Genomic DNA, 19,137 nt, shown 5'->3' with positions numbered 1-19,137 from the left:
TAAGCTCTTTATTTCCTAAAAATCGAAAGTTGATAAATCACGGTGAATTGGTTGGAGTTCTAAAACAGACTATTCAAGAACGTACTATCGGCGAATAACCGATCGATATCTTCTGACTCGTATTCGTCGTCGCTCGACGTCGCCACGAATTGTTCAGACTCGGCTGGCTGCTCGTTTAAGCGATTGATCACGAAGAGGGCATCGCTCGCCGTCACTACTCCATCGCGATTGACGTCGTACTTTGACCACTCTCCAACGTCGAGTGAACCAGGATCACGATTGAGTTCGTTGATCACATTCAAAGCATCCAGTGCGGTGACTTGACCATCGCCGTTGACATCCGCCGGATCGAGAACCGATTGTAAGAACCGACTGAATTCCCCTTCGGCATCACCGGTCATCGGCCCCGGCAACGGTTCGCCTGTCGCGCCGGAGGGCATGAGGGTGTCGAGGTATTGCTTAATTTGTTGACCGGTCGTCCTGGTGGATCCGGTAGGACTGAAACCGACGAGGTCCTCTTCACCGAGTTGGAAAAGATATCGCAAGATCATGATGCCATCTTGGAACGGATTGAGGCTGCCGTCGCCGTTGATATCCAGTGCATCCCGAACCTGATCGAGATAAGCTTTGATCTCAGCCCCTGTCGTTCGCGTTGCTCCGGCAGGACTTAGGCCCTGCAAGTCATCATCTCCCAACTGGAACATATAACGCAGGATAATGATTCCGTCTTGGAACGGATTGGGGCGTCCGCTGCCGGTCACATCCAACGGTGCGAGGTTCGGTTCGTCCACCACCTCCTTGACCGTAATGGCAAAATCTTGCACGTCGGTCAGCCCCGCACCGTCGGTGACGGTAACCTGAACCTCGTAGACGTTATCCTGGTTCGCATCGATCGGTGAATCGAAAACCGGCGGAACGTTGAAGCTCACGATACCGCTAGCAGTTTGAATCGAGAATCGAGCTTGGTCGGCACCGCCGGTAATGCGGTAGGTTAATCCACTACCTTCGGTGTTGGTCGCATCGGTTGATTGAACATCCACGGCCAGCGTTTGTTGTTCATCGACAGTGACGTTGGGGTCGCTGGTGATGGTGGGTGCGCCGGAGATCGCGATGGAGGCCGTACGGGTATCTACGCCGCCATCGTCGTCATAGACGCGAACGGTGACGGGGATTGGGTTGGGAAGTGATTGGGTCTCGAACGAATAGAAATGGACCGCCGTGAACGTACCATTGGCCTGATTGAATCCACCCAGGGTCAGAACCGCATTGCCGCCGCCGCCTGAAACCGTCAGCACGTCGCCCACTTGGTATCCATTACCGGGCGTTTGGATGATCGCTTCGATAATCCGTCCGTTTTCGGTCGCGATATTGAAGGTCATGCCCGTACCGCTGCCGCCGGTCACCGCGACGCCGGTGGCATTCGAGTAGCCGCTACCCGGCTGTGCGATCCCGATCACGTTGTCGGCGGACAAGCGATGCGTTCGGCCGTCTCCCCAATCGACTTGGATCGTATGCGTGTCCACTGCGGACGGGGCTCCCGAGAAGGTACCTGTCACGCGGACCGCCCCGGAACCAGTGAACTGCACCGGAGTCACGGTGAGCGGGCCGAGTGTCGCCGACACGTTGGCCACCGATAACGTCTGGGTTAGCTGTGTGACACCGCCGTCTTTGTCGACCACGCGTGCCCGGATCGGAACCTCGCCATCATCGGCCAGCCAGATTGCCGGGACGGCTGCCGAGGCCGCGGCGACTCCACCAGCGTAACCTCCGTCACCGATCTCAAAGCTACCGTCGTCGCCGAAATCGAATGAGAACCGCAAACCGGCCGCTAAGTCCGTCGCGGAAACATCCGTGAGGTCGGTCAATGAAACCGTGACACCGGTCGCGCCTTCGAGCACATTCATGGGAACAACGAAGACCGCTTGAGGAGCGACATTGCTGACGACGATGTTGAGATCAAGCACTGCCTTGGATCCCTCCGCATCGGTGATCGTGATCGTTTCCCTCGCCACACCGACGCGGTTATCCGCCGGCGAGTAGGTCCACGTGAAAGTCTTGGTTGTCGGATCGTTGGTAATCGATCCGATCGAGGTCGTTAGCGAGACCGCACCTCCACCGGGATTTTCATAACTTCCAGTCAGGGTGGTCGTGGCTCCTTCGTTCACTTCGATCAGATCAGGCAACCCGCCGTTAACGTTGATGCTGGGAGGCAAGTCGTTGATGATCAGCGTGGTTTCGTAATCTTGCGTGACCGTGCCGTCGGAAACGCGGCCTCGGATCAAGTGCGTTCCAGGTCCGAGCGACGACGGCACCAATGTGTTCGCTTCACCAACCACGAATCCGGTACCGAAGTTGTAACTGAACGTCAGCACGTCGTTGGGTTCGACAATGTCGCGGAATCCGACTGTGGCCGTTTCACCTTGTTTGATCGGGCCGCTTTGGAAGAACGTCGCTTCAGGAGCCACGTTGTTAACGACGAGGTTGACCGACGCCGATGCGATCGGATTGGCGGTGCCCGCATAAGTCGCTCGCAGGACGACACTGAACGTTCCATCGTTGGCAACACCGATGGCCTGTAACTGTTGCCACGTCAATGACAAACTCGCGCCGGTTTGATTGGTCGAGGCGTTGTAACTCTGCAAGACAGCCGTACCCGCGTTTTGACCGTTGACAATCCAAGTGGCCGATTCGGGGGAACCGGCAATTTCACCCGATAAAATGATCGGTTGAGCTTCGTTGATTGTGTAAGCGGAGCCCGCATTTACCGATTGTGAATCAAACGCCACGTTGACGACCGTTGTCACCGGTTGTGTCTGTAAACCGTTTTCGTCGAGTCCGGTGACGACGACATCGAACCGTCCTGGTCGCGGGTAAAGATGGCTGGCGATGTTCACCGCGCCAACCGTCTGCGCAGGTGACCCGTCGCCCCAGTTGATGGTCCAACTGACAATCTCGTCTCCTAAAGGATCATTCCCAGTGACGGCCAGTGGCAGCGTGAACGATGGGCCCCGCAGACGCACGGTGTGGTTTGTTTCGGTTTGACCTCCATTGACCAAGGCAACCGGGGCGGAGTCATTGACCGTGACGGTGACTTCGGAATCGCTCTGCTGCGTACTAGATACTCGAGTTTCGCCGGTGTTCGGGTCGATCGTCTCGAAGTTTCGAGTCACGCGAAGGGGAACTCGATAGTCGCCACCACCGCGAGCGGCGAAGCCGAATTCGGTTAAGTCTTGCCACGACAACGTGACCGAGGGCTCGGTCGTGATTAGTTCCGTGAACAGGCCGTCGCCGTTGAGATCCCAGGCGTACGTGACGAAGCTGCCATTTTGATCATCGACGCCGGTGCTGTTGCTGGCGAACGTGACTTGAGATCCTTGTTCGATCGCACCGGGGTTCGCCACCGAAGCCAACACGACACTGTCGGAGGTCTGGTACTCGATGTTTCCGGGTAATTGCGCGTTATCATCAATCATGGTGAAGACGCTACCGAGTCTCGCGTTTTCGTCATTCCAGAAAAGTTGAAGTTGGTTGCCGGCAGCGTTGTTGGCATTGACGATTTGGTCGTTGCCTTCTTCGCCTTCGACTTCGTAGGAAAATTGATCTTCGCTCGATGCATTCAACGTTACGTTGCCGTCACGTCCGACTCCGCGAGCGGCGACCCGCACGAAATCTTCCCAATCGCTGTTGTCAGTCGGGCCTTCGGTCCAGACCGTCACGCCGGAGCGAGTTGCGACCTGTTCAATCAACACCGAGTCGGTTCCATCGCCCGTACGAACCTGAATGTTCGACGCGGCATCGCCTAGCGTGCGGATCGTGAACGCATCGTCGCCCGCGCCAAGGTCCGCCTGTGTCAACACGCCTTCGGCAGCATCATTGAGGGTCAATGAATCTACGCCACCACCCGTGTTTGCGGTGATCGGAATCGAGGTGGCACCCACTCCGCCGCCGCTCATCGGAGCCTGATTGACCGTGATGATGTCCGAACCGCTGCCGGTCGTCACGTTGAGTGACTTGATTCCCGAGAAGGATAATCGGGTTTCGATCGGGGGCAACGACGGACTATCGTCGGCGTTGTTGTGCAACGAGACGAATCCTCCGGGAGCGCCGACGAGCAGCGGATCAAAGCTGGAGCTGACAAACACGGTCGAGGTATCACCGCTCGGGGCCACGATCGAATCGGGGCGGAACAAACCGTTGTTCGCGCCACCGGTGGCGTTTCCGACTCGATTGCGGATGACTTGCAGGAACGTCAATTGACCGACATCGGGACTCGCCGCATCCAACTCGCGTTGGAACACGACGATGGAGTTTGCATCATGACCCAGCGCGTAGAGGAAAGCTCCTTCGGGCAAGCTCGTGTGCAACGCGTAACTGCCATCGCCTGCAGTGAACGCGACTCGGCCCGTGGGATCGCCACTGCGGGCGGACTCGGGCGTCGTGAAGAGTTGAAAACGATTCTTGTCGATCTTGCGAACGTAATACAGCGTCGTGTCTTCGGTTTGCACGCCACCGGGAGCTTCGCTTGCCGTTCGGAACGAAACCAGTTGTTCGGTACGCAATCCATGAGGCAAATCGGTGTTGATCGTTGACTCGGCCACGTCCAATTCGCTGCCGGAAAACTGCAACACGGTGTCGTTGACTGTTGCACTGGCTTGCAACACGTGGACGCCGCCGAGACCGCGGACTCCGCCGACACCTTCGCGGATGATTTGCACATGATGCAGAGTACCGTTGATTTGCGTATCGCTGCCATCGGCGGCGAACTCGTCGAACACCGAAATGGAGTTCGTTCCCGCCGAAGCGACATAAACGAAGCGAGCTTCGACAATTTCTTGTCCGTTGATCGCGTTGCCGATTTCAACGGATCGAGGGTTATCAAGCCGCGTCGTGTAGGCTGCCGCTTGGGTCAATGTGCCGTTGGCGGCGCGATCAAAGACCAGCAGTTCGTTGGTCGACGGACGAACCGCATAAGCCCGCGAAGTACTCGCGAACTTGATGTCCGAAACGGTAATTGGCAGTGTTGCGGCGACGTTCGTCAGGTTGCCGTTAGTCACATCGCGGGCGAAGACTTGCAGCCCGTTGGGGCCGCTGGCGTAAACGTGACCGCCATTGATGGGAGCACGCAATGTAATGACGTCGTTGTTACCCGTCGCATTGAATACGCTCGTAGGCGTCTTACCAACATAGCGTAAGCCGTCAAACGGAGTGCCGGTTTCGTCGTTAAGCGTGACGCGTTCGTAGACGCTGATTTCGCCTGACGTGCCCTCTTTGACTGCGGCGATGTAAACGAACTTACCATCGGGGCTGACAACGATGTCGCTCGCGCCGGCGAGACTCAGGTCATCTTGCCCGGATGCTCCGGCGCGATCGTCCTTGAGTCGCTGGACGACTCGGGTGTCGCCGGCGGCGTTGCGGTTGAAGACAAAGATGGCGTCATCGAGCGGTGCCGCCGCGTAGAAGACTTGATTGACGTTATTGACGTTGCTGTTGAGAGGGTTGATCGTCAACGCTTGGACGCGGGTGACGCTGTCGAGCGGATTGCCATCACCCAGACCGTTGCCACCGTTGGGATTGTTGCCTTGAGAGGGAACGAACTGATTCCCAACCAACTCAAACGTGGCAAGCGTTGACGAACCGGAACTGGCAGTGACCAAAAACTGTTGCAAACCGCCTTGAACATTGAAGGGAGACTCGAGCGCCGAATCGGCAACTCCGTTCAAGTTGCCGCCATTATTCGGGATCAACGTATTGGTACCCAAATCGTTTGGTGTGGCGAGTGCGCCATTTCGATCAAAGACCGTCACCGCGCCGGATTGTTCGGCGGTCACATAGACGCGGTTGCCATCGGGGCTGACATGGACCGAGCTAGCACCGGCGAGCGATGGAATTGCATTCGTATCGATTGGATTCTGCAATGGGTCCAGCAGCAGCGAAGCAGGTGTCCGCACGTCGCTGCCATTGTCATCGTGCAGCACGAAGACCTTGCCAAACACGTCGGTGGCGTACACCGTCGTGCCATCGGGACTGAATGCGATGTCAGAAATTTGTCCACCGGAGGAGAACCAGCCCGATTGCTGTTCGGCTTCGCGGTACGCAATGACCTCACCGGGTGAATTGATGCCGGCAAAACCAGGCGTACGTGGCACACCGATTACGACAAGATCACCGAGTGAATCGATGAAATCGGTCGTCATGGTGATGTCGTCCATATCGTCGATGTGGATGCCATCGTAACGAACGCGGACATTGGCATCTTCGCCTGTCAAGTTGGGTGAGAAAGCAGTGGTTGCGGGAATTCTTGGCAACCCGGTTCCGTTTCCAAGATAAAACTGGCCGATGAAGTCATCCGAATCACCCAGCCCGGTATCTCTTTCCATGACAACGATGCGAATGTCGCTGGTCACCTCCAAAATCGGAAGGTCGAGATTGATGATGCCCCCGCCCGTCGTTGTCGAATCAAATTTGTAGTCACCTACGATAGGGCCTGTGTTGGCGGGCGATTGCACCAGGATCTGCCATTCGTTAGTGCTACCTTCGTTGGTGGCATTGACCTGGAGTCCCGTGATACGAATTTGTGTTCGTTGCGGAAGCGATCCGTTTTCTTGAATGCTTGCGACGGATCTTGTTGCGATCGAGTCAAAGACATCGCGTTCTTCCCAGCCGGTGGCGGTTTGGCGGTAAATGTAAACCGTGCCATCTTCACCCACGATCGTGGCAGTATTGCCACCAATCGAAACGGCAATGGGATCCACGTTGACCACCAATTCTGGTTGATAAAGTCCAAAAACATTGCGTCGAAAGATGGTCGCATTTCCATCGCCGGGATTGAATCGTTCACGACCAACGATGAACGTGTCACGATCCAGATCCACTAAGCTGCCGCCGGCCAAGTCAGCGCTTCGCACCCAAATACCATTGGTGAGTTCCCAAATTTGAAGCCTTTGCGAGCCATCTTGGGCCGTATAAGGAATGACCGCTCGGTTGCCATCGACTGAAATGCTCGCTCCGAAGTTTTTACTCAGCACATTCAGATCGGTCGAAGCGACGAGATGTTGGAACGGAGTGAGCTGACCCAGGGCACCGATTGAATAGACTTGCACAACGCCAACATCGTCGGCCTCTTGGCCAGCCGGTCGCAATCGATCGCTAACCGGCAGGCCCACGAACAGGAAGCTGCCGTTGGAGGCCATCGAAGCGATCGGTCCATCGATATCAAAGAGCGCGCCGGCGGATTCGCCGTTGGGCAACGAGATATAACCTCCTGGAATTTGAGCCAACGCAATTCCGGGATTGGCACGATTGACGATCACTTGGAGTTTTGTGATCGGATTGAAGTAGGCTCCGTAAACGATGTCACCGGCCGATGCGGTAGCCGGTGAAAGTACGAATCCGGCCGGCACTTGGCTTGGGACCAAATTGTCGTCAGCCACGATCCGCAAGTCACGGTTCGCGGTGAAGCTCACGTCAATTTGACGCCCCAAATCAGGGTTGTTGACCGCTGTGGGGAGGCCCGCCGTTTCGGGGAACCAACCCGAGTTGGCCTGCAATCGAAACGGTTGACCGGTTGCCCCAACCCAGGTGGCGATTCGCCCCAAGCTGTCGCCCGTCACCAAACGATTGCCATCGGGTGAAACAGCAATGGAAAGAGGGTTGTCTAAACCTTGAACCACTGCGGTCTGGAAATTGGCATCCATGGAGTATGCCCGGCCAGGTTGGAACGAGGTCAGCGGCGTCGCATTGCCAACGCTATAGCCTGAATTGAAGAGATAGGTATTACTCGACGTGCCATCGGTGTAGGGGACGATCGCATTGCCAGTCAAAGAGGACGACCCATCGGTCCAACCGAAATACAGACCGGAACCAAATTGCGCCGGCGTACTCGGCAGCTTGAATTCGAACTCATTGACGCCCACTTGTTCGATCGTGCGAGTTTCGCCAATGGCAAAGATTTGGAATTGGCGATTCGTTGGTGAAGTATGGTCATCCTCTCCGATCGGCTGGAGCAGCAATGGAGTGATGCGTTGCCCGACGGTACCGGGTCTGGCATAGAACTGATAAACACCGCGGGTCGAGATGGTGCCCGGGATCGGCTCGTCCAAAATATGCGTGGCACCCGATATCAGATCCAAATTCGGTCGGTCCACCACATCATTGCCGACATCGATCGATTTGCCGTAGCTGTTTTCGGCTCGCAGTTTCTGAACCGCACCGGTGATCATGCCGCTGTTGAGATCGCGACGAAGAACCGCGATGCCGTCTTCGTCGCCGGCGTCGGTGACATAAACGTGGGTTCCACCGTCGTCTTCGTTACCGAAAAGATCCAAGCTGCGGCTGAAATCCAGGTCCGTCGGGTTTTGTAATCGCAGGTGCAAGTTGACTGACTGGGGCAGCAACTGACCGTCGGGTGTTGCAGGTGACAACGACAAAATTCCGCCGCTGCCGTCTTCGTACACATCCTGAACCCACACCAAATCTGGGCGACCGTTGACATTGTCAATGGCGTAGACACTGAAGTTTGCGCCGCCAATGACATACAAAAATCGCTCATCGGGACTCAGTTTCAAGACACTCGGACTGCTGGGACCACTTTCCTGCCCCGTTTCGATCGCTTTGACGAACGTCAACAGTGATTTGGATGGGTCGTTGGGATCGACTTGCCGAACAAACATCGCGATCTTGTTTTCGGCCGTGCCCGCCGCGAAGACGAAGTGGTTACGGGTGGTGACCACACTGCGAACGCCCTGCAATCCGTCGACACGTGCGGAGGGGAAACTTTGCCGAGACAGATTGCTTTCGTGATCGAGAACTCGCGCACCCTCGATGATGCGGAGTTGGTTCGCGTTGACGTCCACGGTCGTGTCTCCTGGCGTCACGACCGACAACGTCGCCACATCGTTACCTCCGGCGAGCAAGTCTGAGTTCGCGGCCACTTCCAAACTGACCAGTTCTGAAACCCGCCGAATCGACATCGTCCCCGTCGCTCCGGTCGTCAGGTCGAAAGGTGTCGTCACACCAGGCAACGACAACTTGAACGTACTGCCATTGAGCTCGCGAACGACATAAAACTGACTGGCGTCAAGCGAGACAAGCGGACGCGGTGAAGGTCCAGTCAGCAAAGGCGTTTGCGGTAGCTCACCGGTCGAACTGAGTAGCACCAAGTCCCCGTTGGCCAGAGGCCTTGAGCCCAATCGCGAAGCCGCAAAGGCGGTGGTGTCGTAGGTAAAGGTGTGCGTCGCCGTGTCAGCGGTCGCCGTCGACTGACCGGCAACAAAATGCATCGAGCCTTGGGAAACGATCCAGTCCATGGCCGCGTTGTTGGACGTGTTGTCAACCACCAACCGTTCGATGCCGGCGCCGATGGTCAAGGACGTGAACTGATCCGCGATGGGGTCACCGTTGACGAGCACTCGCACGCGGTCGTTCTTGCCACTGTCACCGCTGATCACGATCGAACGTCCGGGGACATTGCGTAATAAGAATTCATCGTCGCCCGGGCCGCCACGCAGTTCAATCGCGAGGGTCTCGATCGTACTGTTGACCTCGAACGTATCATCACCGAAGCCCAGCAACACGTTGGCTTTTTCGATGTTGGTGAACGTGGCGGTTCCCGTCACGCCGACTTCGCCGGGTTGAGCAAACGACAACAGCGGGCTGGCGTCGGTGCCGGTCAAACTGCCTTGGATCGTCGGCCACAGAGGTTTGCCATCGACGGCGAGCGTGAAGTAATGCTGGCCTTGTCCGCCATCGGTCAGCGGAATGATATTGGGATCGTTCTCGGCGGTGGGGCTGGCCGCGAGCGCTTGGGCACGTGTTCGCGCCAAGCGGATGATGTCACGTCCCGATGGGACCGCGTAGTAAATCCCACCGGAAACCAGTCCGCCGGGTGCGACGTCGTCGGACATCAAGATCAACTCTTGCCCGACTTCCCATCCGGTGCCGAACAACTTGATCGCGTTAAGTCCATCGGCCACATTCACCACGGTTTTGTCGAACGATCGAGTCGTTCCCAACAAGACACGATCGCCACCGTCGGGTAAGTCAATCGACTTTTCCTCCGTGTTACCGCCGTCAATCGTCAACAAGGCACCTCCACCTTGGATATTGACGGTGTCGTTGCCGGCTTGCAAGTTCACGATGGTCGGCGAAGACAACTTGCGAACGTTCACGACGTCGTCGGCGGTTCCCGAGTTAATGGTCGTCGCGGTAACGGTGTCGAAGATGGTGAAGATCGAGGCTGTCTCACCGAGATTCACGGTCGTTTGTTCGAATTGGCTGAATTCGACTCGTCGTGGTGAGCCGGCCGTTTCCAGGCTTCCGTAATCTTGGACCAGACCGGCACCGCTGGGCGTGCGGCCGAGTCGTCCGATCGGAACGACGTTGGCACCGGTGCGTGGTTCGACTAAGACAAAGGTATCTTGTCCAGCACCGCCCACGATCGAAAGCGGGCGCAGCACATTGCCTGGATCGACCGGTACGGCGTCCGGGCCGCTGCCCCGCATGCCGCCGACGGTGACTTGGTCGTTGCCGCCGCCCAGATTGAGCAACGCCGGATGTCGCATGGCGAGCACCGTGACCGTGTCGACGCCGTCACCAAGGGTGTAATCAACGTCCAAGTTTTCGAAAGACGATCCCACCGTGTGCATGTTTTGCACGATGCGATTGGCACCGGAGGACAGATGAGCCACATTCACGATCGCGTTGGGTAACGCAAACAACGGGATCGATTGCGTGGAAAACTCCGCGTCGAGCTGCCAATTCGTTGCGGCCGTGCTGATGTGTTGGAAATCGATCGTCTCGACGTCGATGTTGGTTAATCGTGTTAACGCTCCCGGCGCGGTGATCAATTTGACATTCACGCGGTCTTGACCAGCGGACGCCTCCACCGAAATCGGCATAAACAGATCATTGATGGTGATGGAATCATCATCGCTGTTGCCGACCACACGCAGATGGGCGGCGCGTATGATGTCGTCCGCCGAGGTTGGGACGATGAACGCGTTGGCCACGCCAGGATCGGCGTTTAACCAGTCGATCGCGATGGTCAGTTCGCCGGCACCGTTGTTGGCAATTAACTTGTGACCAGGACGCAAGGACATGGTGTCGCCGGAAAGCAATTGCAGATTCCCACCGGTGCTTTCGATTTGGACATTGTCAGCGAGCACAATCTGATTAGCGGTCGCATCGGCTTCGTCGCGGACGCTCAATCGAACATCACCGGTCCCGCTGACGTTCTCGTTGACATTGAGCGAGACGCTGGTCGCGATTCTTGTTAAACCACCCACATTCAAACCGACTGCGGGCCCGACACCACCAACCGTCAAGGCTTGGTTATTGTCCAGGAACAACCCGCCGCTGGTCGTGACTTCGATGTTGCTCAGTGACGTCTCCAGCGGATTCGCTGATGCGCCGACATCGCCGGTGCTAGCTTGAATCGAAAGACCGCCGGCGGAAAGATCCGGCCCGTTCGCGTTTTCGTCGGTGATCGCGGCGACGTTCGTGAGCGTAATGGTGCCGGCATCAGCGGCCAGGATGGCTCCAGCGAGGGTGATCGGTTTACCCGCAAAGTCGGCCGCAACGTTTCCGGTCTGTCCTTCAATTCCCAGAACGGCAAGTGCCTGCACCGGAGTGGTCGCCGCCAGGGCCAAGTGCGTGCTGCCACCGGCCACGGCTTTGAGTGTCGGCGTGGGCGTCGCACCGGTTTCCTGACTGACATCGGCTTGGATCGGGGCGGTCGTTTCACCCAAGTTCAATCCGGCACTCAAGTCCAGTGTCGCCGTGTTGATTCGTGACGTGGCACCCGTCTCGCGATCGAGGATCGAACCGCTGGTGGTGTGAATCGTGGTCATCCCGGTCGGATTGTTGATCGCGCCGTCCAGGAAAATATTCGCCGTCGCCGTTTCGCTATTGTTCTTCAGTTCGATGATCGCGCCGCTGAGTTTTTTCACGCCCGCATCGGTCAGCGTCGCCGCCGGTGAGATGACCGGGGTGACGGTCGTTCCAGTCAGCAAGACGTCGATGCCGTTGATGTCCAGATGCTTGCCGGAGCGGTTGTCGATCGTGACCGAGGCAAAGCGATCGGGAACCGCGTACGAAGCGGCGCTATCGATCGTGACGGTTTGGGCTTGCGTGTTGCGGAAGTCCTCTTCGTTGGTGCCCAACGCGATGACGTCCTCGTTGGTACTGACGTTCAGTTGCGATCGTTCGGCGCGAATTGTCAATCGTGCTGCTTCGGCGGGTTGCAAACCATTGATGGTCGCATCGGCACCCGTGATCGTGGTGCCGGTTGTCAAGTTGGGGCCGTCAAAACCCTGGTTGAATAGCACTGCCCCGCCATCGTCAATGACGAGGTTGGCAAAGTTGCTGCCGGGCAGCAGTTGTCCGGCAACGTGCACCGTCGCGCCGGTGTTGACATTCGCGCCGACATCAATCTTACTGACCGGAATTCCGACCGCATCGTTGTTCTTGTCGTTGATGACGTTGCCGGTCGCGCCTTTGGCTTTGATATCGATCGTGTTGGCGGCCACTTCCGCGTCCGCACCCACCCTGACCTCGGCAAACAGCGAGACGTCGTTAATCACGTTACCGTCATGCACCGGTGCGAGCCCCAAGCCTTTGCTTTGTTCGCCGAGGCCATTGATATCGATCACGCCTTGTTCGGCCAAGATGTTGGCGGCTCCCGCGTTGATTCGCGAACCCGTCTGATGCTCGACGGCGGCAGTCCCAGCGACATCCACCACCGAGATCGTGTGGACGACGCCGCCAGCGGAAAATTGTTGACCGTCGGCGTCGGAATCAACTTTGATTGTCGAGACCGAGGCGCCGACGTCGACACGAGGACCGCTGAGTAAACTGCCGGCGCCCAACACCGTTTCGGCGAGTTCGGCCCCCGCGATGCCCGTGATCCGCGTCGTCGCGTTGGCGATCGCACCGGATCCCAGTCCGTAGAAGCGAGTCTTGGATTCCGACTTCACGTCGGCTTGGTTGGTGGCATCGACGTTGACGGTCCCGCGAGCGGAATGCAACTGGCTGGCTCCACCGATCATCGTGCGGGCGGTGGTGTTGATGGTTTCTTTGGTTTCCGCCTTCTGCAAAGACACGCCACCGCCGATCTCGACTTTGCTTTCATCAACCAGCTCGACCAGAGAACTGGAAAGCACATCCAACCCGGTTGATCCGGCAAGCATGGCAGCTCGCCCAACGACGGTCTGCACATCGGCCACGACCGTCTGTTTCGATAAAGCTCCGCTGGCCCCTGCGATGCCACCACCGGATGCCGACGTCGTTACATTCCCCATGTTTTCCGTGAGACGGGAAGCGATGGTGACCTTGCCGTCGGCAACCAATTTGGCTCGATCACCGATAACGGTGTGAACGGTGGGCTTCAGCGTGAGATCGGCCATCGACAGTCCGACGTTATTCAATCCCACTGTCACGCCCATCGACTTGGACTCGGCGGATGCCGAAGCCACGGCGGTGATCGTTGCGCTGTTCGTGACCTTGATGTCCGCCTGATCAGCGACGGTTGCTGTGACGCGTGGAGTGTTTGTCGTGCTAGCTTGATTGACACCGACACCTAAGATTCCGCCCGTTAGCGCTGTTGAACTTGCGTTGACAGTGGTAGTACCGCTGGCGGAAACCGTCAAGCGATCAACGATAATCGTTCCACCCACATCCGCATCGGTGACCCCGGAAGCCGTTGACTCGGTAAAGACCGCGCCCAATGCGGTTCCACTACCGAGTCCGATGGCAGCCGCCAAGCCTGCACCATCCACGCTGGGTTTGGCGATCGATTCAGAGACGACTTTCAGTTCACCACCTGTGGCCGTCACGCTGCCGCCGTTGACGCGAGCTGACGTTGATCCACCGACGGTGTTCTTGACATTTAAGCCAGCGGCCGCTGCGACGGCCACACCAACAGCGACGCCACCAGCTCGGCCCTTCGAATCGATCGTTGGCTTGGAAATCGCATTGACAAGGACGTCACCTGTTTTGGCCGTGATTGCGCCACCTTGATTGAAAGCTTTGACATCATTTTCAATGACGTTTTCCGCCAGTGTGACTGCGATTGAGACCGCGCCGCCGAGTCCCAAGGCTGCGGCAATCGAAGCGGCATCGGCCGTCGCGTCAATGACGGATTGGTCTTGAGCTTGCAGAGTCACTGTTGAACCAGTGATGATCGCTTGATTGCCTTGAACGTACGCTTCTATGGCATTGGCTATCTTGTTCGTCGTGTTCACGCCACTACCAGCACCGGCAAGAGTTCCGGCTCCACCTGCGACAGAAACCGATCCTGCAAAGGTCAATGCTTGAATCTTCTCGTTTGTCGACGCATCGAATACGATGGCGCCCGTCGCATCCAGTGTCGAATTGTCGGTGTAGGCGCGGACCTGAAACGGGTTCTTCGAACCAGAACTGGTGAAGCCGATTGCATTTTCTGCGATCGAAGCACCGACCGATACCGCCACGCCGATTGCCCCCCCGTATGCCAGCGAGGCAGCGGCACTGATCACTTGCGCGTTGATCAGTGAGTCGTTCGACGCCTTGGTTGTGATGGCACTTGCACTCGTAACGAGACTGTCCTGGATGTAAGCATTCACTCCGCCCAGAATCACATTGGTGGCTTGTGCGCCGGCTCCGGAGAGCCCAATGCCCGCAGCAGAAACCGCAAGGGAAGCGGCCGCGGCAGCCGTTCGCGACCGAATCGATGCCATCTCACTTGCTTCGATCACCACACCTCCCGTTTCCGCACGAAGCGTGTTATCAGCACCACTGATGAACGCGGCGACTTGGTTGCTGATCTCGTTCGAGGCCAGCGCCACACCGATCGTCAACGACAAGGCACCCTTGCCGGCGAAGCTGGCAGCTAGCGAAACCGCCCCGGCGTCAGCTTTGAAGTCGGAAGTGTCCCTCGCGATCAGCGTTACGTTGTCCGCCGTGATACCGTTTGCGCCATCGCCGGTGATCGAAGCTTCGACCACCGAGCCAATCTTGTTCTTCGCATTGACGCCCGATCCGCCGAGCCCCACGGCACCTCTACCGCCAGCGGCGATCGCTACGGAACCCGAAAAAACGACTGCCACAATGCCTTGATTTGCGATCGCGGACGCCGAAAGGTCACCGCCCACGTTGATACTGGAATCGACGATGTAGGCGCGTACCTCAGCGGCCTTGTTCGCATCCGTTCCGCCAGATTGGTCGAAGCCGATGAAATTCTCAGCCAGCGACGCGCCGATCGAAGCTCCGGCTCCGCCCTGGCCGCCTCCCGCAGCGGCGAGCGAGGCGGCAATGACCGTCGCGATCATGGATTGCGAGCTGGTTGCGTCCAATTCCAAATTGCCACTGGCCGTGATCACGCTGTTGGCGACGAAGGCGTTCGTGTCCGTGGCGATCACGTTTTTGGCGTCAGCCCCGGCACCGCTGAGTGCCACGCCTGCGTTGCCTCCGAACCCAGCGGCGGCCGATGCGGCAACGGCAATCGCCTGGATGGTCATGTAGGAAACTTCCAATGCACCGCTGGGCAGTTGCGTAATCTGGTAAGCCTGTTGGTTGTCGCCGGAATCCACCAGCGACCAACTGGCCTCGTCGTCGATTCCCGTCAGTCGCAGATCTTCGGACAAGGCATGGCCTTTGCTCGCGAATTGCGATCGTAACTTCGCAAAAATCGCTGCATCATTCGCCACGTCTTGTTCTTGCTCGTTCTCCGAAGTCGTTAGGGCGTCTTCGAGCGTGACCGCCAAGTCGTCGAGCTCGGCCGACGTCACGAGTTGTGCACCGGTGGCATCAAGATCAAACAACTTCTTGCCACGCGAGACCGACGATACCGTTAAGTTGCCCGCACGTGTCGAGAGTTGATCAGCATTTTGGATGAAGGCTTGCACATCATTGTCAACCTCATTCTGCGCCAACGATACTCCGATCGACAAGGCACCCGCGTTCGTCCCTGCCGCCGCAACGGCCAGCGAAGCGCCAACACCCAATGCTGTGACTCGCGAGCTATCGTCGGTGCTAACTGTGATTTGGTTCGCTTCGATGCCCGTTGCGCCATCTCCGTCAATGAAGGCGTTACTGAGGACCCGAATCTTATTGTTGACTTCGACACCGGCGCCGCTCAATCCCAATGCGTTACTGCCAGCGGCCGAGACGGCTGCTGAGCCAGCGATCACGGTCGCATTAATATCTTGGTCGGCGATCGAGCGAACGGTCAAATCGCCCGCCGTATTGACGCTCGAATTCATCACATAGGCCTGCGACTGGGCAGGCGAAGAATCGCCGTTTAGTTTCCAGCCGACAAAGTTGCGGGCACGCGCCGCACCAATCGAGGCCGCTGCGGCGTTGGATCCACCGCCGCCAACACTGGCGGATGCGGCCACGACCTTCGCATCGATCGACGCGGTGTTCGTCACGGTGATCGCGACATCGCTGCCGCTTGTGAGCGTGCTATCCTTCACGTACGCATTCGCCTTCGTCAGGATCACGTTGCTGGCCTCGGCACCGCCGCCACTGAGCGCAAGACTGTTGGATCCGCCGCCGCTAAGCGCGACCGATGCGGCAACCGAGATCGCGTTGACCTCGGAAGATTCCTGCACGAGCACTTCAATACCGCCCGCAGTGGTTGTCACGGACGCACCGTCGATGAATGCGTTGACGTCATTATCAATCTCGTTTCGGGCGATCGAGACGCCGACGCTGAGTGCCCCAGAGTTGCCGCCGGTGGCCGAGGCCGCGATCGACGCTCCGACAACATCCGAGGTAATCTTCGAGCGATCTTTGGCCGACAATTCCAGCTCACCGGAACCTGAAACGGTAACGGTGCTGTTTCCGCGAAGGATAGCTTCGACGCTGCCTCCGATGTTGTTGATAGCCGCAGCGCCGGCACCGGCGAGTGCCCCGCCGGTTCCACCGCCCGCCGCAACCGCTACTGCACCTCCGACCGTCAGCGCTTTGATCGTTGGACTTGAGTCGGACGTCAATGTCAGACCGCCCGCCGAAGTGACGGTCGAAGAATCGATTTCTGCGCGGACGATGTTATCAACGTCGTTGACTGCCACGGCGACGCCAACCGCACCTGCTTTGCTCTTGCTGCCGAAAGACAATGACAGTGAAGCTGCGCCCGCGACGGTGTTGATCAACGAATCGTCGACAGCGGTCACTGTGGCTGGGCCACCGACGTTGATTCGGGAGTTGTTTCGAATCACGGATTCTACGGTGTTGTCGATCGTGTTCCCCGAGCCGCTGCCAGCACCTGCTAGTGCGAGTCCACCGCCGGAACCTCCTGACGCAGCCCCGCCCACGCCGATCGCCAGAGTGTCGAGATTCGACTTGGAATGACTGTCCATGACGAGCGCTCCGATTGCGTTGACCGTGGCCCCATCTATCAACGCTCGCACATCGTTTTCGACGATTCCGACAGCGACGGCCCCGCCGACGCCGATGGAACGCTTTGAGGCACCGGTTCCCAACGATAACGCCGCACCGCCAACATCGCTGTTGAGAATCGTTTTATCCGACGCACGCATGACGACCGTTTGAGAGGTGCCCGCATCGGTGTTGGTTTCGTTGACTATGGCGGCATTATCGAGCCGCGCCAGAGTGCTGCCTTCTAGGATATTGACGGTCACCGAAAGCCCGATACCGATGGAACTGCCTTCCTTTCCAGCGGCCGCAGCCGCACCGATCCCAACGGTGAGAACATCGTCCAATGAAGTTGCGGTGACGGCGAGTCCACGGATGCTGTCAGTTTGTTGAACACCGTCGTTGTTGTACGTGCCGTTGCGAACATCAATCGGTGCGATGCCGTTCTTGCCGAAGGCGCTCACTTTGGCACCCGCACCCACAAACGCTTCCGTATTATCGTCGTCGACGACGACGGCGACGGATGCACCGACGCTGGTTCCACCTGAACCACCGCTCGGACTACCCGGATCCGCTGGTGCAATTCCCGATGCGCCAGTTGCGGTTCCGGCTGCGGCGTCGATCGACGTGTTGCTATCAGCCGCAACGTAAATACTGCCCGCTGCGCTAACGACCGCGATGCCCGCTGGCGCAGGGACAAGCTTGGCATCGTCGCCGATGAACGCACGTGTGTCGGTGTTCTGAACGACCACGACTGCTCCGCCCGCCACGCCGGTCGAGGCGCCAATGCCGATGTTGACCGTTAAGGAGAAGACGTCCTCTTCACTGAGGGCCTCGACGAATGTGTTGCCACTGGCATTAACCAACGTTGGTCGGGCTGGGTTATTGGACGCGGCGATCGAGGCGGTGGTATCGCTATTGACAATCACGACATCCAAACCGGCACCAAAGCCTCCCTTTTTCAAGCCAGCGGCTAAAGCACCGGCAAAGTTCGTGATCGCGAGCTGATCGGCCGCGCGAACGATCACATCCTGGGCTTCGACTTGGGCACCCGCTCCGATGTCCGCCGTGGTCGTGATGTTGATCACGCTAATCGCAGCCGAACCGGCCACTCCGGCACCGCCCGAAGAAGCACCCGCACCCGCGACAATCATGGTCACATCGGGAACGATCGCCTTTTGCAACTCGGTGATCAACTCCTGGAGTTCCTCGATCGGAAAATCGGGGAAATCAATTTCCAATCGCGAAATCGAGGAATCCGCTTGGACAGAGACGTCACCTTCAGCATTGATCGTTGCACCGGCTCCGATCACTGCGACGGATTTATTTTCGACGACATTGACACCGATGGCGGCACCAAAGCTGTTTCCGTTCGCTGTTGTTCCCGTACCCGTACCAGTACCAGTACCAGTTCCCGTACCATCGGTTGGATTTGCTTTCTCACTTTGCGCCGCGCCACCGACCAAAGTTTGAATACCGAGGTCATTGCGAGATGCAACGTCCACCGCTCCCGTGTCGGTCGTCACGGTCGCGCCGTTGGCAATCGTTGCTGACACATCGCTGATGACAACATTCACACCCACAGCACCGGCGATGCTTGTTCCGCCTTGCGACTTACCACCGGCTAGCGTTCGCAACTTGAAGTCGCTGCTTTCGTCTTCAGGCGTGCCGGCTTCGACGGCGAGCGAAGCGGCATTCAAGGTTCCGTTGCCAACCGCGGCGGTAACGTCGAGCAACGCAACGTTCACCGTGATGGCGGCTCCAATTCCAAGAGCGTCATCGGCA

General features: G+C 57.9%; 1 protein-coding gene. It reads right to left on the bottom strand.

The genetic code is table 11. The features are described 5' to 3' along the window. Positions 1 to 59: 59 nt before the first annotated feature. Complete coding sequence (locus tag Pla100_RS00440) at positions 60 to 19,100, bottom strand: dockerin type I domain-containing protein (protein ID WP_261344774.1); 19,041 nt, start codon at positions 19,098 to 19,100, stop codon at positions 60 to 62. Between the last annotated feature and the right edge of the window lie 37 nt (positions 19,101 to 19,137).

The organism is Neorhodopirellula pilleata (assembly GCF_007859915.1).
Lineage (GTDB): Bacteria > Planctomycetota > Planctomycetia > Pirellulales > Pirellulaceae > Rhodopirellula > Rhodopirellula pilleata.
This window is presented reverse-complemented; position numbering and strand designations above follow the sequence as displayed.